Source organism: Geothrix limicola, from assembly GCF_030268085.1.
GTDB lineage: Bacteria > Acidobacteriota > Holophagae > Holophagales > Holophagaceae > Geothrix > Geothrix limicola.
The window spans coordinates 211942-236372 of record NZ_BSDE01000001.1; the positions used below are offsets into that span (position 1 = coordinate 211942).

The 24431-nt window shown below is 64.5% G+C and carries 16 protein-coding genes; 12 read left to right on the forward strand and 4 right to left on the reverse strand.

Translation table 11 applies throughout. The features are described 5' to 3' along the window. Nucleotides 1–45: 45 nt before the first annotated feature. From QSJ34_RS00940 to QSJ34_RS00950, 3 genes are all read right to left on the reverse strand, one after another. Nucleotides 46–3315 carry a TonB-dependent receptor gene (locus QSJ34_RS00940; RefSeq protein WP_285569074.1) on the reverse strand — a complete coding sequence of 1090 codons (3270 nt, stop codon included), beginning with the start codon at nt 3313–3315 and terminating at the stop codon, nt 46–48. 22 nt (nt 3316–3337) lie between these two features. Next, a complete protein-coding gene (locus tag QSJ34_RS00945; protein WP_285569077.1) occupies nt 3338–4066 on the reverse strand; it encodes a hypothetical protein in 729 nt (242 codons plus the stop codon). Between the two features lie 64 nt (nt 4067–4130). Further along, nucleotides 4131–5315 (reverse strand): ROK family transcriptional regulator, encoded by a 1185-nt coding sequence (locus tag QSJ34_RS00950; protein ID WP_285569080.1) that lies wholly within the window; start codon nt 5313–5315, stop codon nt 4131–4133. Between the two features lie 132 nt (nt 5316–5447). On the opposite strand from QSJ34_RS00950, the gene QSJ34_RS00955 reads away from it, so the two are divergent. Genes QSJ34_RS00955 through nagB form a run of 7 tightly spaced genes read left to right on the forward strand, consistent with a single transcriptional unit; the run spans nt 5448 to nt 16086 of the window. Further along, nucleotides 5448–7217, forward strand: coding sequence for a beta-N-acetylhexosaminidase (locus QSJ34_RS00955; protein ID WP_420798815.1), 1770 nt, complete (start codon nt 5448–5450; stop codon nt 7215–7217). Between the two features lie 7 nt (nt 7218–7224). Next, on the forward strand, nt 7225–8640 hold the full coding sequence (locus QSJ34_RS00960; protein ID WP_285569085.1) for a hypothetical protein: 1416 nt from the start codon (nt 7225–7227) through the stop codon (nt 8638–8640). A gap of 26 nt (nt 8641–8666) precedes the next feature. Further along, nucleotides 8667–11261, forward strand: coding sequence for a glycosyl hydrolase 2 galactose-binding domain-containing protein (locus QSJ34_RS00965; RefSeq protein WP_285569088.1), 2595 nt, complete (start codon nt 8667–8669; stop codon nt 11259–11261). 9 nt (nt 11262–11270) lie between these two features. Beyond that, the gene (locus tag QSJ34_RS00970) at nt 11271–12536 is read left to right on the forward strand and encodes an MFS transporter (protein WP_285569090.1); all 1266 of its coding nucleotides are present in this window, start codon (nt 11271–11273) and stop codon (nt 12534–12536) included. 8 nt (nt 12537–12544) lie between these two features. Then, on the forward strand, nt 12545–13408 hold the full coding sequence (locus QSJ34_RS00975) for an ROK family protein (RefSeq protein ID WP_285569095.1): 864 nt from the start codon (nt 12545–12547) through the stop codon (nt 13406–13408). 52 nt (nt 13409–13460) lie between these two features. Next, nucleotides 13461–15251, forward strand: coding sequence for an MFS transporter (locus tag QSJ34_RS00980; protein ID WP_285569098.1), 1791 nt, complete (start codon nt 13461–13463; stop codon nt 15249–15251). A gap of 37 nt (nt 15252–15288) precedes the next feature. Continuing rightward, nucleotides 15289–16086: a glucosamine-6-phosphate deaminase gene (gene nagB / locus QSJ34_RS00985; RefSeq protein WP_285569101.1), complete on the forward strand. Its 798-nt coding sequence runs from the start codon at nt 15289–15291 to the stop codon at nt 16084–16086. Between the two features lie 79 nt (nt 16087–16165). On the opposite strand, the gene QSJ34_RS00990 is transcribed toward nagB, so the two are convergent. After that, nucleotides 16166–17026: a PIG-L deacetylase family protein gene (locus tag QSJ34_RS00990; protein WP_285569105.1), complete on the reverse strand. Its 861-nt coding sequence runs from the start codon at nt 17024–17026 to the stop codon at nt 16166–16168. Nucleotides 17027–17891: 865 nt separating this feature from the next. On the opposite strand from QSJ34_RS00990, the gene QSJ34_RS00995 reads away from it, so the two are divergent. From QSJ34_RS00995 to QSJ34_RS01015, 5 genes are read left to right on the forward strand one after another with little or no spacing between them, the layout of a single operon-like run. After that, nucleotides 17892–19634 carry a sodium:solute symporter family protein gene (locus QSJ34_RS00995; RefSeq protein ID WP_285569107.1) on the forward strand — a complete coding sequence of 581 codons (1743 nt, stop codon included), beginning with the start codon at nt 17892–17894 and terminating at the stop codon, nt 19632–19634. An 8-nt stretch (nt 19635–19642) separates the two neighbouring features. Beyond that, on the forward strand, nt 19643–19849 hold the full coding sequence (locus tag QSJ34_RS01000; RefSeq protein WP_285569109.1) for a hypothetical protein: 207 nt from the start codon (nt 19643–19645) through the stop codon (nt 19847–19849). 8 nt (nt 19850–19857) lie between these two features. Next, complete coding sequence (galK, locus tag QSJ34_RS01005) at nt 19858–21018, forward strand: galactokinase (RefSeq protein WP_285569111.1); 1161 nt, start codon at nt 19858–19860, stop codon at nt 21016–21018. A 41-nt stretch (nt 21019–21059) separates the two neighbouring features. Then, nucleotides 21060–22106: a UDP-glucose--hexose-1-phosphate uridylyltransferase gene (locus QSJ34_RS01010; protein WP_285569114.1), complete on the forward strand. Its 1047-nt coding sequence runs from the start codon at nt 21060–21062 to the stop codon at nt 22104–22106. A 26-nt stretch (nt 22107–22132) separates the two neighbouring features. Beyond that, complete coding sequence (locus QSJ34_RS01015; RefSeq protein ID WP_285569118.1) at nt 22133–24412, forward strand: putative Ig domain-containing protein; 2280 nt, start codon at nt 22133–22135, stop codon at nt 24410–24412. The last annotated feature ends 19 nt before the right edge of the window (nt 24413–24431 follow it).

Here is a 24431-nt window from a genome sequence, read left to right on the forward strand (position 1 = left end):
AAGGGCCGCGAAATTCGCGGCCCTTTTGGTGAAACGGATCGGGCGCTAGAAGCGTGCGCCGAGGCTGGCGAGCACGGTGCGCGGCGCGGTGAACTGGCGGTAGTCGCCGTTCGCGCCGGGTGCCCCGAAGTTCGCGGGCAGGTTGATGGTGGGCGCGGCCGAAGGATTGGTCGCGGAATAGACCGTGTTGAAGGACGTGTTGTAGCCCTTGTCGATGTGGTTGAAGAAGTTGCTGATGGTCACGTCGCCGAAGAGCTGGAGCTTCCAGACGTGAAGGGGCAGCTTGAAGGCGGCGCGGAAATCCACGCCGGCCAGGCCGTTCTGCTCGAAGGGCCGGCGGCCGCCGACGTAGCCGAGGATGGTCCTCGACCCGGAGACGGTGGTGTTGTTCGCGCCCGCATGGATGTCGCTCAGGCCCCAGCCGCTCAGATCGATGCCCGAGCTGTTGCCGAAGTTGACGGCGCCGTAAGGCTGGCCGGTGACGTAGTGGGCCATCCAGTTGAGGGTGACCTGGCCGCCCTTGCCGAAGGGAATGGTGGCCGTCGCGCCCACGCGGATGCGGTTGGTGAGGTCGTTGAGCAGGCGGCCGTCCGGCGCATAGACGCTGGTGGGAACGCCCTTGGAGTTCAGGAACTGCGAGTTGTAGAACAGCGGCGTGGGGTTGGTCTGCATGATGGTGGAGTTGCCCGTGGGGTCGTCTCCCTGCTCATCGTTGCCCGTCAGGCGGCTGTAGCTCCAGCTGCCGTTGAAGCTCCAGATGCTCTTGGTCTTGATGTCCCAGGCCAGTTCCAGGCCGTTGTACTTGCGCTTCAGATCGCTGCTGTTGAAGAAGTGCTTCTGGATGCCGTAGCTGGCATCGGGGGTGATGGTCACCACCTGGTTCGGGGCGTAGTCGTAGCCGATGGCCCAGAGGTTGGACCAGCTGCGGTTCACGTAGGTGATGGAGACGCTGGAGCCGTCCAGGTAGGACTTGGAGAAGCCCAGGGTGAACTCGTCCATGCTGGGGGGCTTGAGCCCGGAATCCACGACATTGGTCTTGGAGTTGTCGAACTGGTTGATGAGCACGCCGTAGTTGGCGGGATTCATGAGCGTGGCCCAGTCGACGAAGCGCACGCCGTAGTTGCCGCCGTCGGCCGGATCGCCGGGGGTGGGCAGGGGCGTGCCGTTGATGCTGCTGAAGCCCTTGTAGATGCCGCTGTTCTGGGGATGCGTGGCGAAGGCGGCGATGAAGGACTGGGGCAGGTCGCCCTGGAATCGCGCGGCCGTGAAGGTGATGAGGTTGCGGCTGTCGCCCTTGATGTCGTAGCGGACCTGCAGGCGGGGGCTCACGGTGTTCGACTTGATGAGCTCCGATCCGTTGCTGTCGTCGATCTTCTGGGATTCGAAGCGGAGGCCCATCATGATGTTCCAGTGGGAGTTGATGGTCCACTGGTCATTGGCGTAGAGCGCCTGCATGGTCGTGTCGATGGTGCCGCCGGCGGGGCCCGTGTACTGGATCATCGTCGGCGCCAGGCCCATGGTCCACTTGTTCCAGGCGGTTTCAGGCTGCCGGTTCAGGGCCGTTGGACCGGTGTAGGCGATGACGGGGAAGAGGAGATCCGTCGGATCCGTGGCCTTCTGGTAGTAGCCGCCGATGACGTACTGGCGGTTCAGGGAACCCAGGTCCGTCGTGTTGAAGTCGGCGTTGTTGTCGTACTTGGTGGTGTAGCCGTCGAAGCCGAAATCGATCTCGTGGGAGCCGATGCCGAATTCCTTGATCCACTTGAGGTCGATGTTGTACGAGGTGGATTTCTGCTTGGAGGGCTTGGGCGAGACCCAGGGGCCGAAGGGTTGGTAGCCGTAGGCGTTGGCGCCGGCGGCATCCTGGGCGGCGGTGGTGTAGGGCACGCCGCTCGTGATGCCCAGGCCGTGCTGAAACACGGCGGCCAGTCCGCCGGCGTACTTGGTGTCGCCCTGGGGCTTGGTGATCTTGTCCTCGTTGGCCGTGAAGCGGGCTTCCAGGAAGAGGCTGCTGGTCAGGGTGCCGCGGTAGGTCAGGCCGTCGATCTTGCGGTCGTCCTTGAGATCACCCAGGGACTGGACGCGCACGCTGTGCCACAGATCGTTGTTGGGGTCGGCGTTGGTGGTGGTCTTGCTGGAGCGCATGAACGCGTATTCCAGGATGTGATCCGGGCTGATGGCACCGGTGATCTTGGCTTCCACGTAGTTGCTGGTGGTGTTCTGGGTGAACTGGGCACCGGCCTGGGGGAAGCCGAAGACATATCCGCCGGGCACCTTGCTGCCAGCCAGGGGCACGCCCGTCGTCAGATCCGTGGCGGTCACGGCGTCGATGTTGGCATTCCGGGTGGGGTAGACGGCGCGGGGATCACGCCAGCCGATGCCGCCCCAGTTGAAGGACTGGCCGTTGGCGGACTTGGGGTTGAGGATGGACGCCACGTTGAACCACAGCTTGTCCTTGACGATGGGGCCGGACACGACGAGATCCCAGGAGCGCTGCAGGCTGTCCGTGGCGGTCACGGGGAACAGCGCGCTGTTGGCGTTCCAGGACTGGCGGTTGAAGCTGGAGCGGAGGGAGCCGGAGAAATCGTTGCCGCCGGTCTTGGTGACGACGTTCACCGACCCGCCCGCGGCGCGGCCGTAGCGGGCGTTCAGGGGCGAGAGCACCACCTGCACGTCCTCGATGTTGTCCTGCACGTACCAGGCGTTCTCGACCTGGCCGCTGAGCTGGTTCTTGACGTCGGCGCCGTTCACCGTGAAGTTCGTGGCGTTGATGGTGCCGCCGCGGATGGTGGCGGTGTTGCCGTTGGGCGTTTCACTGACGACGCCGGGCGCCACGGAGAGGGCGCCAAGGAAGCCGCGGTCACCGCCCACGGTGGCGAGGGTCTGCAGGTTCTCGGCGCTGTAGTTCACGGCCGACTTGGTGTCGGACTTGTCCGCGGAGGAGGCCGAACCAAGCACCTCGACGACGGCGCCCTGCTCCTTGATGGGCGTCAGGCTGAGGTCCTGGCGCTGGTTTCCGGCGATGCCGATGCGGATGCCCTTGGCGGAGGAGGAAATGTAGCCGTCCACATTGGCGACGACGTCGTATTCGCCGATGGGCAGCAGGAAGGCGCGCCACTCACCCTTTTCGTCGGTGGTGACGGTCCTGGGGGTGAACAGGGCCTTGGAGCTGATGATCACGCGGGCGCCGGGAAGGGGCGCGCCCGCCTTGCTCTTGACAGAACCCGTAAGGGATCCGGCGGCGGTCTGGGCCATCAGCACCGATCCCGCGGCCAGCCCGAGGACGATGGAAGTAAACCGAGTCGTGCTTCTCATGTCTGTGTCCTCCTGGATCGGGTTAGAAGCGGAACACGTAGGCGATTTCCAGATTCGGAACGATGCGGTCGCTGGTGGTGACCGAGTCGAACTGGTTCTGGGTGTTGGCCACGTGCTGGTAGCTGAGGGAGGTGTAGGAGAGGAAGAGCACGCCGAATTCGAAGGAACTGGCCTCGTCGAACTTGTAGGTCAGGCCCGCGAAGGGGCTCGGGGTCGAGGCCGTCTTGGAACCTACGTAGAAGTAGGAATCCGAGAAGCTGCCCGCGGCGGAAGTGCCGTTGACGTTGCCGAGCACCTGATGGGTGAACTTGTTGCCGCCGAACTGGAGGCCCGCGCGCCAGGAGAGGCTGCCGGTCCAGGGGGCTTCGTAACCCAGGCGTAGGTGCAGGCCTTCGACCTTGTTCTTGCGCGAATCCACGGAATTGGCCGAATCGATGACGACGCCGGATCCGTAGGTGCGCATGTCTCCGGTGTTGCCCAGGAAGGCGTCGCCCGACTGGACGGTGTAGCCCAGTTCACCCGTGATCCGGCCGGGGCCGAGGGCATAGCCGAGCTCGAGGCCGAAGCCGGCGCCCATGGCCAGGTTGTTGCCGAGCACGCCGTTCGACATGCCCTGGTCCGACGAGGTGGACGAGACCAGGCCCCGCAGCTTGAGGGAACAGGACAGGCCCGGATCCTCGGCCCTGAGGCTGGCGGTGCCGAGGATGAACACGGCCAAGCCCATGAGAGCTGAACCGAATCTTGGTTTCATGGTGTCTCCTTTGTGAGGTGAAGGCCCTCGGGGCCTCGAATGAAAAGGGGTGGGGGGAGAGTGTTCAGGGCAGGTTGAGTTCCTTGCGCAGCACCAGGGCGCAGGCGCCCTGGATGACGATTTCCGAGCCGATGGCGGAGAAGCAGACCTGGGTTTCGCGCGCCATCTCGGGGAGCACCCGGGCGCGGATCTCCGTGCGCATGGCTTCCAGGAGCGGTTCGCCGAAGAGGGTGGGCATGCCGGAGAGCACGATCTTGTGGATGTTGAGCACACCGGCGAGGCTGGCGGCCACCACGCCCAGGTGGGTGCCCAGGTCGTGGACCAGGGCGCGGGCCTGGGGATCGCCGCTTTCGTTGAATTCCCTCAGGAGTTCGAGCGAGGCGCCCCTGGCGGCCAGGGCCCGGCCGAAGGGTGAGTCCGGTGCGCGCTCGGCCTCGGCTCGGACGAGGCGGAGCAGGGAAGGGGTGCTGGCCACGGTCTCGAGGCAGCCGTGGTTGCCGCAGGTGCAGGGCAGGCCGCCGCGCTCCACGCAGAGGTGGCCGACTTCACCGGCGCTGAAGCCCTCGCCCGTGTGGAGGTTGCCGCCGAGCACGATGCCCGAGCCGATGCCCTCGCCGACCTTGATGAGCACCAGGCTCGGCGTGCGTCCATGGCCGCCGTAGGCGCATTCCGCCAGGGCCGCCACGTGGCTGTCGTTGGCGATGTGGATGGGGACGTTGAAGCGGGCCCCGAAGATCTCCTTCAGGTCCAGGTTCGTCCAGTCGCGGTTCACGGCCTGACGGATGATGCCCTTGTCGGGATCCACCGGGCCCGGGGTGCCGATGCCGATGCCCAGGATGGGCGCGGTGACCTGGGCCCAGAGTCCCTCCACCAGCCGGTGGGCCAGTTGGAGGGCCGCTTCGCCCTTGCGATCGCCCAGGGGCAGGGAGTGGCGCTGGAGCACGTCCCCCCGCAGGTTGACCAGGGCGCCGTGGAACTCCTCCTCGCCCAAGTCCACGCAGATGAGCTGGCGGGCGCCGGCATCGAAATCCACGTGGATGGGCGGCTTTCCGATGGTGGCGGGACCGAAGCCCGTCTCCCGGACGAGGCCCAGGCCCATGAGCTCGGTGACGATCTCCGATACGGTGGTGCGGGTCAGGCTCGTCATGCGGGCGATGTCCGCCCGGCTGATCTGATCATTGTGGTAGATGGTCTTCAACACGAGGGTCGTGTTGTGTTCTTTGGTGGCTTGGTGGGTGGCTTTTTTCATGACGTCCTGGCGGCAAAAAATTTTCGAGTTTTGTTAGTGCATTGAACTTACTAATGGAGTAGATTTGAAAGTGAAAACAATCTTATAGACAGGAAGAGGCAAGTCAAACAAAAAAGGTGCCCCATGAAAATTTTGTGGAACTTTTGGTCAACTAAATCTAAGCATAAGTTAATAAAGAATTTCGCTATTTCAATAATCACGGTTTTTTCTCTGACACCAGGGCTTCGGGCTCAGGCGATCCTCCCGATCCCCCGCGCGCTGACCCCCCTGGAGGGCACCTTCAGCCTGGGTCCGGGGACTCGTATTTCGGCCCGGGGTGAGGCCAAACCCCTGGGGGACCGCCTGAGGCAGTACCTCCGGCCGGCCACCGGGCTGGACCTTCCCCTGGTGGAGAAGGAAGGGCGGGGGGACATCGTCCTGGCCCTGGATCCCGCCCTCGGCGCCCTCGGTGCCGAAGGCTACCGGTTGGAGGTTCGCCCCGAGCGGGTGCGGATCCTGGCCCCCAAACCGGCCGGCCTCTTCTATGGCATCCAGAGCCTCCGCCAGCTGCTGCCGCCCCAGATCTTCCGGGAATCCGTGGTGCCGGGCCTGGCCTGGACGCTGCCCTGCGGGCTCATCGAAGACGGCCCCCGCTTCGCCTGGCGCGGCTCCCACATGGACGTCTCCCGCCACTTCATGCCGAAGGCCTTCGTCAAGAAGCACCTCGACCTGATGGCCCTGCACAAGCTCAACGTCTTCCACTGGCACCTCACCGATGACCAGGGCTGGCGCCTGGAGATCAAGAAATACCCCCGCCTGACGGAAGTTGGCGCCTGGCGCAAGGCCACGGTGATCCCCTGGGCCAACCGGGACGACCACCAGACCCTGCTGCCCTACGACAACGTGCCCCACGGCGGCTTCTACACCCAGGACGACGTGCGCGAGATCGTGCGCTACGCCGCCGACCGCTTCATCACCATCGTCCCCGAGATCGAGATGCCCGGCCACAGCAGCGCCGCCGTGGCAGCCTACCCGGAGCTGGGAAACTTCCCGGGCCAGAAGGTGGAAGTGGTGGGCAACTTCGGGGTCTTCCCCAGCACCTTCAACGTGAGCGACCGCACCCAGGCCTTCCTGCGGGATGTGCTGGACGAGGTGGTGGCCCTCTTCCCCTCGCACTACATCCACATCGGTGGCGACGAGTGCCCCAAGGGCGAGTGGGCCCGCAGCGAAGCCGCCCTGGCGCGGATGAAGGCCCTCGGCCTGGTGGACGCCAAGGCCACCCTGGCGGATCTGAAGCCGACCACCAACGAGAAAGGCGAATCGGTGGACCACCCCGCCCTGCTCAAGCTGCAGAGCTGGTTCATCCGCCAGGCCGCGCAGCACCTGGCTTCGAAGGGCCGCGCCATCATCGGTTGGGACGAGATCATGGAAGGCGGCATCGATCAGTCGGCGGCGATCATGGCCTGGAACCGCGGCGATATCGTCGCCCAGGCGGCGAAGGAGGGCCACGACGTGGTGGCCACGCCCATCGGCACCACCTACTTCGACCACTACCAGAGCAAGAATCCCGAGCCATACACCATCGGCGGTCTGCTGACCCTGGAACAGGTCTACGCCTACGAGCCCATTCCGGCCGGCCTCGACGAAGCCGCGCGGCGGCACATCCTCGGCGCCCAGGCCCAAATCTGGACCGAGTACCAGCCCACGCCACGGCACGTGGAATACATGCTCTGGCCCCGCCTCGCGGCCCTGGCCGAAGTGCTGTGGTCCCCAAAGGAAGGCCGCGATACTGGGGCTTTCCTCTCGCGTCTCCGCGGTCACCTTCAGCGCCTGGATGTGCTGGACGTGAACTACCGCCCCCTGAATGGTCCCAAGGGCTACGAGCTGCATGCCCAACCGGCGACCACCCCAACCGCCCAGTGAGGTGAGCATGTTCCACCACGAAACCTTTGCCAGCAGCCTTTTCAACGTTCCCCTGGACCAGCCGCTGGCGCTGGATCCGCAGTACCGCCCCCTCTCCCTGGGCGTCCGGAATTTCCGAAAGGCCCTGGAAGCCCACGGCAGCCACGAGACCGTGGTGGTGGGCCTGGAGCAGAACGCCGGGCCCGTGGCCCGCCTCGAACTGAAGGTCTTTCCCGCCGGTGCGGGGCGCGACGAGGACAACCTGCGCTACGTGTCGTGGATGCTGAACGGCCTCCTCTGGGTGTGCGGCGGATGGCGCGCCTCCGTGGGCGGACCCAAGGCCCTGTGCGAAGCCGTTGTCGCGGAGTACGGTGCCGACGGGCCCTGGAAATTCGAACGCGAGATCATGGGCCAGGCCTTCAACCGTCCCTTCGAAGTGGCGGTGATGGATCCTGCCGCCATTCCCCCCGCAGGCAAGGGCGCCCTGGCCCTGGGCGGAAACCTCACAGGCTGCCGCATCGGCTTCGATCTGGGTGCCAGCGACTACAAGGTGGCCGCGGTCATCGATGGGGAGGTGGTCTTCAGCACCGAGATCCCCTGGACGCCCAAGACGGAAGCCGATCCTTCCTACCACTACAACTGCATCAACGAGGGCTTCAAGCTCGCGGCCTCACACCTGCCGCGCCTGGACGCCATCGGCGGTTCCTCCGCGGGCATCCTCGTGGACAACCAGGTGATGGTGGCCTCGCTCTTCCGCGCCGTGCCCAAGGAGCGGTTCGCCGCCGAGGTGAGCCCGATCTTTTTGAAGCTCCGAAAGGAATGGAACGTGCCGCTCGAAGTCATCAACGACGGCGACGTCACGGCCCTGGCCGGCGGCCTGTCGCTGGAGCAGAACGGCATCCTGGGCATCGCCCTGGGATCCAGCGAGGCCGTGGGTTTCCTCGATCGCAATGGGAAGATCACCGGCTGGCTCAACGAGCTCGCCTTCAGCACCGTGGACGCCAATCCCACCGCGGGCACGGATGATTGGTCCGGCAATCCCGGCGTGGGCGCGGCCTACTTCTCCCAGCAGGCGGTGGACAAGCTGGCGGGCCCCGCGGGCCTCAGCTTCCCTTCGGACATGGGCCTGCCCGAGCGACTCAAGGAAGTGCAGGCGCTCATGGCCAAGGAAGATCCCGCGGCCCGCGCCATCTTCGAGACCATCGGCACCTACCTCGGCTACACGCTGCCCTGGTATGCCGAGTTCTACGACATGGAGCATGCCATGATCCTGGGCCGGGTGACCTCGGGCAAGGGCGGCGAGATCATCCTCGACAGGGCGAAGGCTGTCCTGGCGGCGGAATTCCCGGAACTCGCCAAGGCCATCTCCATCTTCCTTCCCGACGAGAAGAGCCGCCGGGTGGGCCAGGCCGTGGCTGCGGCCAGCCTGCCCGCCCTCGGCTGACCTCGACCGAATCCACGAGGAGACACATGTTCAAGACATGGATGGTGGTGGCGCTGGCGATGTTCGGGACGCTGCTCATGGGCGGCGCACCGGCCTCCGACACCACCGTCCTGGGCCGGGGTTGGGCCATCCGGGCCGCGTCCGTGGGGGGGGCGGCCCGGGATCTTTCGACTCCCGGCTTTGATACCAAGGCGTGGGTCCAGGCCCAGGTGCCCTGCACGGTGCTGGGCGCGCTGGTGGACGCGGGTCGCTACAAGGATCCCTTTCTGGGGCAGAACCTGGACGCCATCTCCCCTGAGCCCTTTCAGGAAGCCTGGTGGTACCGCACGGAATTCCGGGTCAGCCCGACCCAGCTCAGGCAGCACACCCGCCTGCTGCTGGACGGCGTGAACTACCGGGCGGACGTGTGGCTGAACGGTAGGCAGATCGCCGGACAGGACGCGCTGACCGGTGCCTTCCGCACCTTCGATCTGGACATCACGAATCACCTGCAAGCAGGCGCCAACGCCCTCGCCATCCTCGTCCACCCGCCCCGCAAGGGCGACTTCACCATGGGCTTCGTGGACTGGAATCCCGAGCCGCCCGACCGCAACATGGGCCTCTTCCGGGAGGTGAAGCTGCGGCGATCTGGCGCCGTATCCCTCGAGAACGTCTACGTCCGCAGCGACGTGAACCTCCAGACCCTGAAGGAGGCCGCGCTCACCATCACGGCAGACCTCGTGAACCACGAGGGTCGGGTGGTTTCAGGCGAGGTCACCGGCGAGATCGAGACCCTTCATTTCAAGGTCGCCTACACGCTCCAGCCCCACGAGCGGAAAGCGCTCGTCTTCTCCCCGGAGCAGGTGCCGGGTCTGCGCATCCGGAATCCCCGACTCTGGTGGCCCGTGAACCTGGGCGAACCCGCGCTCTACACGCTGAAGCTCCGCGCGCGGGCAGGGCAGGGCGCGAGCGATGCCTTCAGCACGACCTTCGGCATCCGTCAGGTGGGCACCTATCTCAACGAACAGGGGCATCGCGGCTTCATCGTCAACGGGCGCAAGGTGCTCATCCGCGGTGGCGGCTGGGTGGACGACCTCTTCCTGCGCGAGGACCCTAGGAAGCTGGAAGCGCAGTTCCGACGGATCAAGCACCTGAACCTGAACACTGTGCGTCTCGAGGGATTCTGGGGCAGCAGCCAGAAGCTGTACGAGCTCGCGGATCGCGCAGGCCTGCTGGTGATGGTGGGCATCAGCTGCCAGTGGGAATGGGTCGAATACCTCGGCACGCCCCAGGATGACGAAACCTACGGTGCCGCGAAAACGCCGGCTGAGATCCAGCTGGTGGCCTCGTACCTGCGGGACCAGGTGCGCTGGCTGCGCAACCATCCGAGCATCCTCGTGTGGGTGCTGGGCAGCGACAAGCTGCCTTGGCCCGAGGCGGAAAAACAGTATGCCGCCGATCTGAAGGCGCTCGACCCGGCGCGCCCCTACCTGGCCGCCACCAAGGGCTGGACCAGCACCCTCAGCGGCCCCACGGGCGTGAAGATGCTCGGGCCCTACGATTACGTGACCCCCAACTACTGGTTCGAGGACACGAGCCACGGCGGCGCCTACGGCTTCAATACCGAAACGGGGCCCGGGCCGCAGATCCCACCCCTCTCCAGCCTCAAGAAGATGATTCCCGCAGCCGAGCTGTGGCCCATCAACAAGACCTGGGACTTCCACTGCGGGCGCCACGCCTTCAACACCCTCGATCGCTACCTGAACGCCTTCAACCAGCGCTACGGTGCGGCTTCCTCCGTGGAGGATTTCGCCTTCCGCGCCCAGGCCATGAACTACGAGGGTGTGCAGGCCATGTTCGAGGCCTTCGGCATCCGCCAACCCCAGGCCACGGGGGTGGTGCAGTGGATGCTCAACGCCTCCTGGCCCAAGCTCTACTGGCAGCTCTACGACTACGACCTGGTGCCCACCGGCGCCTACTACGGTGCCCGCAAGGGCTGCCAGCCGCGCACCGTGGCCTATGATCGGGCCGCGAAGACCGTGCACGTGGTGAACGACACGCGCGAGGCCCTGGAGAACGTCACTGTGAAAGCGCGGGTCTTTGACGCCGGCTCGGCCAAGGTCTTCGAGAAGGAGGTGCGAGTCTCCTGCCCCGCGGGCGCTTCTGCGTTGGCGCTGGACCTCAAGAGTTTGAAGCCCGCGACCTCGACGTACTTCCTCGACCTGCGCCTGAGCGGCAAGGGTGGGACCCTCGCGGACAACTTCTATTGGCTCTCCACCCAGCCGGAGACTTTGGACCAGGCCCATTCCAACTGGTTCATGACGCCCAACACCGCCTTCGCGGATCTTACGGGCCTGCGTTCGCTACCTCAGGCTCAGGTGAAGGTGACCTCCCGCTTTGAGAAGGGCGAAGGGATCATCACGTTGACCAATTCCTCGGATCGCCTCGCCTTCTACCTGGACCTTGGGTTGGTCCGCGCCGGTTCCAAAAAACCGATCGCTTCGGCGCTCTGGGATGACAACGGCCTCTCCATCCCGCCCCACGAAACGCGCACCGTGCGGGTGCAGTTCGATCCCACAGACCTGCACGGCGAGCGGCCCCATCTCACCCTTCACGGCTGGAACGTGGTCCCCCGGGACTGAGGAGCCTCCATGCATCGCAGCCTCTTCAAGGTCGGCCTGATCATGCTGATCTTCGTCGTGATTTCTTTCGTGACGAACATCCTCGATCCCATGGGCACGGACGTCCAGGCCTCCTTCCGCTTGACGGAAGCTCAGGTGGGCACACTGGCCTCGGCGCTCTTCCTCGCCTATGCGGTGATGTCCATTCCCGCAGGCCTGCTGGTGGAGCGCTTTTCGGCCAAGGCGGTCCTGATGGTGGCCTTCCTGCTGTCGGCGGCAGGCGCCCTGGCCTTCGCCGCGCGACCTTCGTACGCGGTGGCCCTTCCTTCGCTGTTCGTCATCGGGGTCGGCTTCGCCATGCTGCAGGTGGTCATCAACCCACTGCTGCGGATCTCGGGCGGCGAGGAGCACTACGCCTTCTTCGGCAACCTGTCCCAGATGATCTTCGCCCTGGGCTCCACCCTCAGCCCGCACCTCTACGTCTACCTCGTGAGCGGCATCAACGGGCGCCAGCAGGGCGGTCTCGTCGGCGTGCTCACACGGCTGGTGCCCGAGGGGCTGTCCTGGGTGGCCCTGTACTGGGTGTTCGCGGCGCTGCTCGCCGCCATGACGGTGGTGATCGCCTGTGTGCGGCTGCCCAAGGTGGAACTGGTCGAGGACGAGAGGGTCGGCTCCTTCGAGACCATCCTCCTGCTCCTGAAGAACCGGACCGTCTGGCTCTACTTCGTCGGCATCGCCTGCTACGTGGGCACCGAGCAGGGGCTCGCCACCAAGATCAAGCCCTTCCTCATCAACTGCCACCAGGTGGATCCGGACCTGGCCAATCGCGTCGCGGTGTCGGGCTTCTGGGGCGCCATGACGCTGGGATGCGCCGTGGGACTGGTTCTCCTGAAGCTCTTCGACGCGAAGAAGATCCTCGTCGCCTTCATGGCGGGCGGCATGCTCACGCTGCTGGCGGCGCTCTTCGGCAACCGCCCGACGGCCCTGGTGGCCCTCCCCATGATGGGCTTCTGGTGCTCGGTGGGCTGGCCCCTGGTCTTCGCCCTGGCCCTGAACTCTCTGGACAGGCACCACGGCACCTTCGCGGGGATTCTCTGCACGGGTATCCTCGGCGGCGCCATCCTGCCGCCTCTCATCGGCCTGATCGCGGACCATGCCGGGCCCATGGGGCTGCGCTACGGCCTGCTGGCGGTGCTGGGCACCTTCACCTACCTGCTCTTCATCGGCTTCTGGGCGAATCCCCTGACCAGCAACGCCACGCTGGGCAAGCAGGATGCCCAGCCCGAACGCGCGTGAGGTCGGACATGGCGAATCGAACCTTGATCGGTGTGGACCTGGGCGGCACGAACATCCGCGCGGGCCGGGTGGAGAACCACCGCATCGTGAAGCTGGCGGCCCGCCCCACACCGGCGAAGGCCGAGGCGGATGTGGTGGTGGCGGACCTCGTCCGCAGCATCGAAGACGTGCTGAGCCCCGAGGTGTCCGCCATCGGCATCGGCGTGCCCAGCGTGGTGGACGTGGAGCAGGGCATCGTCTACGACGTGGAGAACATCCCTTCCTGGCGGGAAGTGGCGCTCAAGCGGATCCTGGAAGACCGCTTCCAGTTACCCGTTCGCGTCAACAACGACGCCAACTGCTTCGCCCTCGGCGAGTACCACTTCGGCAAGGGGCGTGGATCCAAGAGCCTGGTGGGCCTCATCGTGGGCACGGGGTTGGGCGCCGGGCTCGTCCTCGACGGCCGCCTCTATTCGGGCGTGAACTGCGGGGCCGGCGAGATCGGCAGCCTCCCTTACCGGGATCACACCTACGAATACTACGTGAGCGGACCGCGCTTCCAGCGGGAGCACGGACGCAACGGGGGTCAGTTGTACGAGGCCGCGCTGCGCGGCGAGGCCGAGGCGCTTCAGATCTTCGAGGCCTTCGGGCGGGATCTGGGGAAGGCCATCGCCCTCGCAATCTACGCCTATGACCCGGACCGGATCCTCCTCGGCGGTTCGGTATCCAAGGCTTATCCCTTCTTCCGCGAGACGGTCTGGGCCGAGCTGCGGACCTTCGCCTTCCAGCAGTCCCTGAAGCGGCTCTCCATCGAGGTGAGCGAGGAACCCCAGATCGCCATCCTCGGCGCCGCGGCCCTTTGCCTGGACGTTCCTGCGGCCATATCGATATAATATTGATACATCATTAAAATTACTGGAACCTGACTGAACCGAGGTGATGCCCATGACCACACCCGCCCCCGACGCCTCTCCGGCCCTGGTCCGGAACCTCCGCTACCTGCTGTTCATCGCGGGACTGGGAGGGCTCCTCTACGGCATCGATGTCGGCATCATCGCGGGCGCGCTCCCGTACCTGGAGGCCACTTCGGGGCTCACGAGCAACCAGCTCTCGATCATCGTGGCGGCCGTGCTGCTGGGCAGCGTGATCTCAACACTTTTCGCCGGCATGCTGGCCGATCTCATGGGCCGGAAGAAGCTCATGATCCTCAGCGGCTTATGCTTCGTGCTGAGCATTCCCATGATCGCGTTGGCGCATGGCTTCGGCCCGCTGGTGCTGGGCCGCCTCCTGCAGGGGGTGAGTGCGGGCCTGGTGGGCGTGGTGGTGCCGCTCTACCTGGCGGAATGCCTGGATGCCTCCAACCGGGGCAGGGGAACCGGCGTCTTCCAGTGGCTGCTGACCCTCGGCATCTTCGCGGCGGCCCTCATCGCCTGGGGTTTCAGCTTCAAGGTGGAACACCTCGAGAAGGCCGGGAACGCCGAGGCCCTCTTCGCCTTCAAGGATCTGGCCTGGCGCAGCATCTTCTGGGTGAGCATCCTCCCGGGGCTGTTCTTCGTCATCGGGGCCTTCTTCGTCGCGGAGAGCCCCCGCTGGCTCCACCGTCGGGGCCGCAAGGAAGAAGCCCGCGCCGCGCTGCGCAAGACGCGGACCGAGGCAGTGACCGAGATCGAACTGAAGGAGATGGACGAAAGCGCCCGGGCTGCCGAGAAGAGCATGGGCGAGAAGGCGAAGGAAAGCCTCCTGAGCCGGATGTACGTCATCCCCTTCCTGCTGGCCTGCGTCATCCTCGCCTGCAACCAGGCCACGGGCATCAACAGCGTCATCGGCTACAACGCGACGATCCTCATCCAGGCGGGCCTCGGCGACAACGCGGCCCACCTGGGTTATGTGCTGCTCACCCTCGTCAACTTCCTCATGACCATGGTGGCGGTCGCCCTGGTGGACAAGAAGGGACGCAAATTCCTGCTCAGCGTCGGCAGTGCCGGCATCATCGTGGCCCTGCTGGGAACGGGCCTCCTCTTCCGGCGCACGGAGCAGCACCGCGTGGATGTGGCTCCTGCCATCCAGGCCCTGGTGGACGGGGACCAGTCCGTGACCCTGAAATACACGCCGGAGGCTGCGGACCACCTGCTGGGAAGCGCAGGCGCGGCGGGCGCGAAGGTGGCGGGAAAGCCCTCCACGCTGATCGTCATCTACAGCTATGGCGATTTCCGGGCCGCCACCAAGGTGGTGCGCTCCACGGACCTCAGCGCGGCCATCGCCATCACCCGCGAATCCTGCGTGCCCAAGGACAAGGCGGGCGCCCTGGCGGCGCGCATCACGAACCCCACGGCCGACGCCCAGGCGGCCCGCACGGCGCCGCTCAAGATCGAGGCGGCCCTCATCACGCCCGTGCCCAGCGCCGCCAACGGTTGGCTCGTCGCCCTGTTCACCTTCATCTTCATCGCCTTCTTCGCCATGGGGCCGGGCGTGTGCGTCTGGCTGGCCCTGTCGGAGCTGATGCCCACGCGCATCCGCTCGAACGGCATGAGCATCGCGCTGCTCATCAACCAGGCCGTGTCCACCACCATCGCCGCCGTCTTTCTCCCCACTGTGGGCAAGTACGGATACGGCACGATGTTCTTCCTCTTCGCCGGCTTCACGGTCGTCTACTTCATCACGGCCTTCTTCTTCCTCCCCGAGACCAAGGGCAAAACGCTGGAAGAGATCGAGGCCCACTTCGTCGGCAAGAAGTGAAGGCCCAGGTTCTGCCGTCCGTCCCTAAGGAACCCTCATGGAAGTGATCATTCTCCCGAACCAGCAGAAGGCCGCCTACCTCGTGGCACAAATTCTCGCGAAGGAGCTGAAGGCCCATCCCAGGCTGGTGCTGGGCATGGCCACAGGCCGGACGATGGAGCCTGTCTACCGCCTGCTGGTGGACATGCATCAGAAGGAAGGCCTGGATTTCTCGCTCTGCTCGACGTTCAACCTGGATGAATACATCGGCATCCCGGCCGATCATCCCTGTTCGTACCGGCACTACATGAACGAACTCCTCTTCGACCGCGTCAACATCGCCAAGGCGAACACCCACCTTCCCGATGGCATGGCATCCGATCTCGGGGCCGAGTGCCTGCGGTACGAGGCCGCCATCACCCAGGCCGGCGGCATTGATCTTCAGCTGGTGGGCATCGGCAGCGATGGCCACATCGGGTTCAACGAACCCCTGTCCTCGCTGCGTTCGCGCACGCGCGAAAAGGCGCTCACACCGGCCACCCGCGAGCAGAATGCGCCCATGTTCGGGGGTGATCCCGCCAACGTGCCGCGTCGTGCCATCACCATGGGGGTGGGGACCATTCTCGATTCGCGCCGCTGCCTCATGCTCGTCACGGGCAAATCCAAGGCCACCATTCTGGCCAAAGCGGTCGAGGGTCCCATCTCCGCGATGGTGACGGCCTCAGCCCTGCAGCTGCACCCCCGCTGCCAGGTGGTGGTGGATGAGGAAGCCGCCTCGGAACTGAAGGAGATCGAGTACCACCGCTGGGTCTTCGCCAATGAGCCTGAGTGGGCGGAATTCCAGAACCTGGTTTGAGATCCCAGGAAGGTCCAAAAGAAAGAGGCGCTGATCTCCGCAGATCAGCGCCTTTTTCACTGGGGGTTGAGATTCTGGATTACTTGAAGAGTCCCGCGAGATCACCGTCCCTGGCGATGACCTGACCGGCGCGCGGAGCGGTATCGAAGGCGCCCATCAGCCAGTCGCGAACCCGATAAAGGGTGGCGAAGGGGAAGGTCGGTGCCGCCCCGCCCTGGCCACCCACGATCTCTCCGCCTCGGCGCACATTGTCCGCCATCCAGGCGGGCAGGGTGAGGTGGTACGGGTTGCGTACCACTTCGCCTTTGTGGAAGGAAATGGCGGCGACCAGATCCGCCACTTCTTCGGGGGTGGATTCGATGACCAGGTTGGGTTCCGCCATGGCGCGCCAGAATTCGGTTTCGACGATCCGGCACTTGAAGCTGGGGCCAAGGGTCTTCAGGGCATCGGTGACGAGGAAATGGGTGCCGATGTGGGTGCTGTTCCAATCCTGGTCATGGGGCATGAACAAGACGCTTGGCTGGTGATCGATGAGGATCTTGGCGATGATGCCGACTGCCGCGGCCCACTCCGCGGGATTACCATTCCGCGTTTTGGGGTTGATGTTGAGCAGGCCATTGGGGCAGGTGGGAACGAGCTTGAATCCCAAATAATTGCATGCGCCCTGCATTTCTTCGAAACGCGCAGCCTGGCGGTCCGCGCGGCTTCCTTGAGTCACGGCCACGACGCGCACGTCGTAACCGAGTTCGCGTCGCAGGCGGAGGGGCAGCGCTCCGATGATGGATTCGTCGTCGGGATGGGGGGAGAACACGAGTGCCCTCGGTGCATCTTCGCGGAGCACCGGCGCCGCAGCGGGCGGAATATCACCGAGAGGCACCGATCGTGCCTCTTCCATCAATTGCGCAATGCCGGTGACGTACGATGTGAAGGGTTGGCTCATGGGATCTGCTCCTCAATGCGCGTGGCCGATTCCGGTCGCTAGATGGCCACTGAACATCACACTCAAATTTATCACTTTTCTACCTGCCACGAGTGGCAGATCAGTCCAAAAAAATGAGAATGGAAGAGGTCGAGTGAATGAGGCTCAAATGCATGCAGAGACGCATTTTGAAACATACACATCATTAGTGCTTGTAAATGAAACAATGATTTTTCGAGAAACAAAAAATAGTGACATGCTTTTCAGATGACTGTGGAATGTTGAAATCGGGCGCCGTGAAACCTTCGAGGCCATGGCGCGATTCCTGAACTCAGATCCACCCTTTATCCGATGGGAATTTGCTGAAGGTGCTCTTCCTGGGGTGGGTGACGGGTACACCGCGGTCTGAGGGCGAGCGCAGGAGGTCTGGAAGGGAGCTCGAGGTTCTTCGGACAAGTTGTGACGAAGGCCCTCATTGACACCTGAAGGGCGGTGCAGAGACCTTTCGCCGGATTTAAGTGGGTGGTCCCGAAGCCGACGACCTCTTGAATGGCCAATGGGTGGTGACGGGTCTTGTTAAAACCATAGAAGTCAATGTTGGTGGAGGCGGCTTAGTGTTCGAGGGGCCACCCGAGGTGTGACCCGATTTCTACAAACTTTGACCTGTCTCCTTTCTTGTTCCTCAGGGGGCTGAGCGTAATTTATTGAGAGTCCTTCGTTGAATCGGGTCTTGTTTTGTGGAACGGATTCGCCGCGCGGGATTTCAAGGGTGACCCGATTCCTACAAAAAGTTATCGGAACACCCTTGGTTAATTCGAATATAGAGCGTAGTGTTGTATGTGATATTTCAGAATGTGTGTTTCCTAAGAGTCGTTCCGGAGGGGTCATGCCCAGCTTCACCCGCATTCATCTGGGAGTCGCCGATTGGCTGATTCTCATCCTCTACTTCTCATTCGTGGTGGGGATCGGAGTCGCCCTCAAGCGGCGCATGCGGAATTCGACGGATTTCTTCCTGTCGGGTCATGCGATCCCCGCCTGGATCGCGGGCCTGGCCTTCCTGAGCGCGAACCTGGGCGCGCAGGAGGTCATGGGCATGGCGGCCTCGGGCGCGAAATACGGCATGATGACCGCCCACTTTTACTGGGTGGGCGCCGTGCCGGCCATGGTCTTCGTCGGCGTCTTCATGATGCCCTTCTACTACGGATCGAAGGCCCGCAGCGTGCCGGAATACCTGAAGCTGCGCTACGACGAGAAGACGCGCACCTTCAACGCCTTCAGCTTCGCCATCATGACGGTCTTTTCCAGCGGCATCTCGATGTACGCCATGGCCAAGCTGTTGAACCTGCTCCTGGGCTGGAACTTCAACGTCTCGCTCTGGATCAGCGCGGCCATCGTGCTGGCCTACATCTTCCTCGGCGGCCTGACGTCGGCCATCTACAACGAGGTGATGCAGTTCTTCCTCATCGTGCTGGGCTTTGCGCCGCTCGTCTTCCTCGGCCTGAAGGACTGCGGTGGATGGGCGGGGCTCGTGCAGCGCCTCAACCTCGTCGCGGGGCAGAGCCACAACCTGCAGGGCCAGGCCTACGCGGGCGGCGCCTGGGTGAGCACCTGGCGGCACATGGGCACGCCCGGCGCGAACCCCATGGGCGTCGAGTGGTTCGGCATGGCCATGGGCCTGGGCTTCGTGCTGTCCTTCGGCTACTGGTGCACGGATTTCCTCGTCGTGCAGCGGGCCATGGTGGCCGAGAACGAAACGGCGGCGCGCAAGGTGCCGCTCATCGCCGCCGTGCCCAAGATGCTTTTCCCCTTCCTCGTCATCCTGCCGGGCATGATCGCCATCGGCCTCACCTACAAGAGCGGCCAGACGGGCTTCGCGCTGCCGGTGAAGGGCGCGTCCTACGACTACGACATGACGATCCCGCTCATGCTCAAGCACTACTTCCCCACGGGGCTGCTGGGCCTGGGCCTGACGGCGCTGATGGCCAGCTTCATGAGCGGCATGGCGGGCAACGTGACGGCCTTCAACACGGTGTGGACCTACGACATCTACCAGAACCACATCGCGAAGGACAAGAGCGACAGCCACTACCTCTGGATGGGCCGCATGGCGACGGTGGGCGGCATCCTGCTGTCGATTCTCACGGCCTACATGGCGGTGCACTTCAACAACATCATGGACATGCTGCAGCTGATCTTCGCGTTCGTGAACGCGCCGCTCTTCGCGACCTTCCTGCTGGGCATGTTCTGGAAGCGGACGACGGGCCACGGCGCCTTCTTCGGCCTGCTCTCGGGCACGGCGGCGGCGGCGCTCCACCACGGACTGACCGTTCCCATCGGCGCCGAGAGCCTCTTCAAGGGCGGCTGGATCGGCCATGTGCTGCACGTCTACCCGAGCGAAATGGCGCAGAACTTCTGGACGGCCATCTGGTCCTGGAGCACCTGCTTCATCGTCACGATTCTGATCAGCCTCGCGACCCGCCGCACGAAGAGCGACGAGGAGCTGCGCGGCCTCGTCTACAGCCTCACCGAGCGGCACGCCGAAGGGCACCTGCCCTGGTACAAGCGGCCGCTGTACCTGGGCCTCGTCATCCTCGCCATCGCCGTGGTTCTGAACATCCTCTTCGCCTAAGGTGACGCATGAACTTCGACCTTCGTGTTCCCATTGGAATCCTCTTCACCCTCTTCGGAACCATCCTCGTGGTTCTGGGGCTCACCACCTCCCAGGAGCTGTACCAGGCCTCGCTGGGCATTAACGTGAACCTGGACTGGGGCCTCGCACTGCTCGTCTTTGGACTGGTGATGCTGGGCTTCGTATTCCGCTCCAACCGAAAGGCACATCGATGATGACGACCATGGCTAAGGTCGGCGCTGCGCGCATCCGCGAATCCTTCCTCGAACATTTCGGTGAGCCGGAGCTCATCGTGCGGGGGCCGGGGCGGGTGAACCTCATCGGTGAGCACACCGACTACAACCTGGGTTTCGTCCTGCCCGCCGCCGTGGACAAGGCCATCTGGCTGGCCATGAGCCCGCGCGCGGACGGTCGCTGCCGCTTCCACAGCGTGGACCTCAATGAATCCTGCGAGGTGGACCTGAAGGATCTGGCCCGCTCCGAACACCATTGGGCCAACTACCTTCTGGGGGTGATCACCGAATTCCTGGCGGATGGGCGTTCGTTGGGTGGCGTGGACTGCGCGTTCGGCGGAGATGTGCCCATCGGCAGCGGGATGTCCTCCTCGGCGGCGCTGGAATGCGGCTTCGCCTTCGGCCTCAACGAACTCTTCGATCTGGGGTATGACCGTCTGGCCCTGGCGCGGCTGGGGCAGCGGGCCGAGAACCGCTACGTGGGTGTGGCCTGTGGAATCATGGACCAGTTCGCCTCGCTGCTGGGACGGGAAGGGCGCCTGATCCGACTGGACTGCCGGGATCTCTCCTTCGAATACGCGCCCTTCGAGCGGTCGGATCTGCGGGTCGTGCTATGCGATTCCCGGGTCCGTCGCACCTTGGCGGGCAGCGAATACAACGTGCGCCGAACCCAGTGCGAAACCGGCGTCGCGCTCCTCGCAGGCCAGTATCCGGGCGTGAAGAGCCTCCGGGATGTGACGCCCGCCATGCTTCAGGCCCACCGGAAGGAGCTGAATCCCGTGGTCTTCCGCCGCTGCGATTATGTCGTGCGCGAAAACGGCCGCGTGCTCGAGGCATGCGAGGCCCTGGGACGATCCGATTTCGAAGCATTCGGAGCCCTCATGAACGCCAGCCACGACGGGCTTCGGGACGACTATGAAGTCTCCTGCGCGGAGCTGGACATCCTCGTGAATGGGGCCCGGACCATTCCGGGCGTGCTGGGCAGCCGCATGATGGGCGCCGGATTCGGGGGGTGCACGATCAGCCTGGTGGAGGAGGGCGCCCTCACCGACTTCTCCGTGTGCATGGCCGACATCTACCGGAAGGGCCTCGGCACGGAACCGAGGATCCATGAGTGCCGCCTCACGGGCGGAACGGCTTCGGTCGAATGAGCACGGCCCCGGTGACGTCCCCAGGCACGGAGGAGCAAGGCATGTTTTCGCGTTCCCATCGGAGGTTGAACCTGCTCACGGGAGAGCATGTGCTGGTGAGCCCGCAGCGCACCCAGCGGCCCTGGCAAGGCAAGGTGGAAGCCCGGCCATCGGATACGCGTCCCGCCTATGACCCGGCTTGCTACCTCTGTGCAGGGAACGCGCGGGCAGGGGGGCACCGGAACCCCGACTACGTCTCGACGTTCGTCTTCACCAATGACTTCGCAGCCCTATCGCCCCACGGGGCGAGCGCCGAGGCGCATTCGGAAAACGAACTGCTGGTCGCTGACTCTGAAAGCGGCACCTGCAGGGTGGTCTGCTTCTCGCCCCGCCACGATCTGAGCCTTCCGGAATTCAGCGTGTCCGAAATCGATGCGGTGCTGCGCACCTGGACCGAGGAGACCCGCAGCCTCGGCGCGGATCCGGGGATCCGCTCAGTGCTTGTGTTCGAGAACAAGGGCGAGCTGATGGGCTGTTCCAATCCCCATCCGCACAGCCAAATCTGGGCCAACGAGCATCTCCCCACCGAGATGGTCAAGGAACTCGGTCGTCAGGAGGCCTATTTCGCCAAGCATGGCCGTCCCCTCTTGATGGATTACCTGGCTCAGGAACGGGAGAAGGGCGATCGAATCGTCCTCGAGAACGACGCCTGGGTGGCCCTTGTGCCCTTCTGGGCCATGTGGCCCTACGAAACCCTGGTGCTTCCCAAGCGCCCCGTGCGAACCCTCCTCGACCTTGATGACGCGATGCGGCTCGCCCTGGCGGACCTCCTCAAGCGCCTCACGACCCGGTACGACAACCTCTTCGGGGTGAGCTTCCCCTACAGCATGGGTTTCCATCAGGCCCCCTTCGACGACGGGGACCATCCGGAATGGGTGCTGCACCTGCACTTCTATCCGCCCCTGCTGCGGGGCGCGACGGTGAAGAAGTTCATGGTGGGCTATGAAATGCTCGGCATGCCCGGCCGGGACATCACGCCCGAAACCGCTGCGGCGGCCCTTCGGGAGCTTCCCGACCTTCACTACAAGCAGTGGCAGCCCCAGGGCTGATCCGTTCTTTGCCACCAGGAGCGTTCATGGCAATCCCTTCTTCATGCATGGCCCTTGTGGCGGCCCTGCTCATCGCACCCTCCCTCTCCGCACAGGCAGTCATCGACCTGCAGAGGCCGTGGAAGTTCATTCCGGGCGACAACGCCGCCTACCGCCAGCCGGACTTCGACGATTCAGCCTGGGTGTCGCTGAAGGTGGACCGGGTCTGGGAGGAGCAGGGCTACGAGAAGCTGGATGGCTACGCCTGGTACCGCGTCCGCTTCGTCCTGCCTGAAAAGATGCGGCAGGACGACACACTGAAGGCCGGCGTCCGCTTCGATCTGGGCAAGGTGAACAACTTCGATCAGAGCTACCTCAACGGGCAGCTGCTGGGCTGCAACACCAAGGTGGCGGCCCTGAACGAAGCGCCAGATCCGGACTACATCAAGGCGCCAAGCACCCTCCTGAACGAGGAACGTCTCTACGTGATCCCGGTGGATGATCCACGCCTGAAATGGGGCGCGGAAAACGTGCTGGCCATCCGCGTCTACGACGAGGGCGGGTTGGGCGGCATGTTCAACGGCGGTCAGAACGTGCGCATGATCCGCCTGTCCGATTCCGTGGAAATGGAGCCCCGGACTTCTGCCTTCGAGTTCTCGGCCAAGGGGTTGAAGAAAACCCTGCGCGTGAGCAACACCTCACAGGAGCGGAGGCTGAAGGGCACGTTCACGGTGGATGCCAAGGGCGTGTTGTCGGGCGCGGCCGTGCTTCACAAGGCCTTTCCGCTGGAACTGGCGCCGGGCGCGTTCATGGAGGTGCCCGTCGTCCTCGGGAACCAGGAGCAGTCCTGCCTGGTGACCTACACCTACGACCTGGGCGGAGACCGGGCCGTGCGCTCGGAGACGTCGCCCTACCTCCTCACACCCAAGGTTTCGGCGGCGCCGCGCATCAACGGTCCCGCCGTCGTGGGCGCCCGCCCGGGTCGCGACTTCATCTTCACGGTTCCCGTGAGCGGAGAACGCCCGATCCGCATCCAGGCCAAGGGGCTTCCGGCGGGATTGAAGCTCGATGAGGCTACGGGCATTCTCCGCGGAACCACACCCGCGGCCGGAACCTACAAGGTGACCTTCACTGCCCGCAACGCGAAGGGAAGTGCTGTCCGCGAATTGGAGTTTGCCATCGGGGATCGCCTGGCCCTCACGCCGCCCATGGGCTGGAATAGCTGGAACGCCTGGGGCCTGGCGGTGGACGAGGAAAAGGTGGTGGCCAGCGCCAAGACCTTCGTGGCCAAGGGCCTTCGAGACCACGGCTGGGGCTACGTGAACATCGATGACGGCTGGGAGATCAAGGGGAGTTCCCCTGAACCCAAACGTCTTCCCGACGGCACCATCCGCGTGAATGAGAAGTTTCCCAATATGGCCCGGCTCGGGGACCGGCTCCACGACCTGGGCCTGAAATTCGGCATCTACAGCTCGCCGGGGCCGCTCACTTGCGGCCAGTACACAGCCAGCTACCAGCACGAGGTCCAGGATGCCCGGTCCTTCGCGAGCTGGGGGGTGGACTACCTGAAATACGACTGGTGCTCGTACGATCAGATCGCCAAGGACCAGTCCAAGGCCGAGCTGATGAAGCCCTACCAGATCATGCACGAGGCCCTCGCGAAGACGGACCGCGACATCGTCTACAGCCTGTGCCAGTACGGCATGGGCAAGGTCTGGGAATGGGGCGATCAGGTGGGCGGCCAGCTCTGGCGCACGACGGAAGACATCGAGGACACCTGGAAGAGCATGAGCGACATCGGCTTCGCCCAGGCGGTGAGTTCGCCCTTCGCCAAGCCCGGCAACTGGAATGATCCGGACATGCTCGTGGTGGGCTGGGTGGGCTGGGGCCCGAGCCTTCACATGTCGCGCCTCACGGCCGACGAGCAGTACACGCACCTCAGCCTCTGGTCTCTGCTTTCAGCGCCCCTGCTCATCGGCTGCGACATGACGCGCCTGGATGACTTCACCCTCAACCTGCTCACCAATGACGAGGTGCTCGCGGTGGATCAGGATCGTCTGGGCCGCCAGGCGGTTCCAGTCCTCATGGAGGGGGAGATCCAGGTCTGGGTGAAGGAACTGGCCGACGGCGGCCGGGCTTTCGGGATCTTCAACCTCGGGAACACGCCCGCGGATTACACGGTGGATCTGGCGAAGCTGGGACTGAAGGGCCGGCAGCAAGTCCGCGACCTCTGGCGGCAGAAGGCGCTGGGCGCGGCTTCCGGGCGCCTTCCCACGCGGGTCGCACCCCATGGAGTGGTGCTCCTGAAAGCCAGCGCCGCCAAGTGACTTCGATGCCCCTGCAGAA

Coding starts and splice junctions, on each gene's coding strand:
- nagB (WP_285569101.1), top strand. CDS start 15,289: ATGGAAGTGATCATTCTCCCGAACCAGCAGAAGGCCGCCTACCTCGTG.
- QSJ34_RS00980 (WP_285569098.1), top strand. CDS start 13,461: ATGACCACACCCGCCCCCGACGCCTCTCCGGCCCTGGTCCGGAACCTC.
- QSJ34_RS01010 (WP_285569114.1), top strand. CDS start 21,060: ATGTTTTCGCGTTCCCATCGGAGGTTGAACCTGCTCACGGGAGAGCAT.
- QSJ34_RS01015 (WP_285569118.1), top strand. CDS start 22,133: ATGGCAATCCCTTCTTCATGCATGGCCCTTGTGGCGGCCCTGCTCATC.
- QSJ34_RS00990 (WP_285569105.1), bottom strand. CDS start 17,026: ATGAGCCAACCCTTCACATCGTACGTCACCGGCATTGCGCAATTGATG.
- galK (WP_285569111.1), top strand. CDS start 19,858: ATGGCTAAGGTCGGCGCTGCGCGCATCCGCGAATCCTTCCTCGAACAT.
- QSJ34_RS00965 (WP_285569088.1), top strand. CDS start 8,667: ATGTTCAAGACATGGATGGTGGTGGCGCTGGCGATGTTCGGGACGCTG.
- QSJ34_RS00975 (WP_285569095.1), top strand. CDS start 12,545: ATGGCGAATCGAACCTTGATCGGTGTGGACCTGGGCGGCACGAACATC.
- QSJ34_RS00950 (WP_285569080.1), bottom strand. CDS start 5,315: ATGAAAAAAGCCACCCACCAAGCCACCAAAGAACACAACACGACCCTC.
- QSJ34_RS00945 (WP_285569077.1), bottom strand. CDS start 4,066: ATGAAACCAAGATTCGGTTCAGCTCTCATGGGCTTGGCCGTGTTCATC.
- QSJ34_RS01000 (WP_285569109.1), top strand. CDS start 19,643: ATGAACTTCGACCTTCGTGTTCCCATTGGAATCCTCTTCACCCTCTTC.
- QSJ34_RS00960 (WP_285569085.1), top strand. CDS start 7,225: ATGTTCCACCACGAAACCTTTGCCAGCAGCCTTTTCAACGTTCCCCTG.
- QSJ34_RS00940 (WP_285569074.1), bottom strand. CDS start 3,315: ATGAGAAGCACGACTCGGTTTACTTCCATCGTCCTCGGGCTGGCCGCG.
- QSJ34_RS00970 (WP_285569090.1), top strand. CDS start 11,271: ATGCATCGCAGCCTCTTCAAGGTCGGCCTGATCATGCTGATCTTCGTC.
- QSJ34_RS00995 (WP_285569107.1), top strand. CDS start 17,892: ATGCCCAGCTTCACCCGCATTCATCTGGGAGTCGCCGATTGGCTGATT.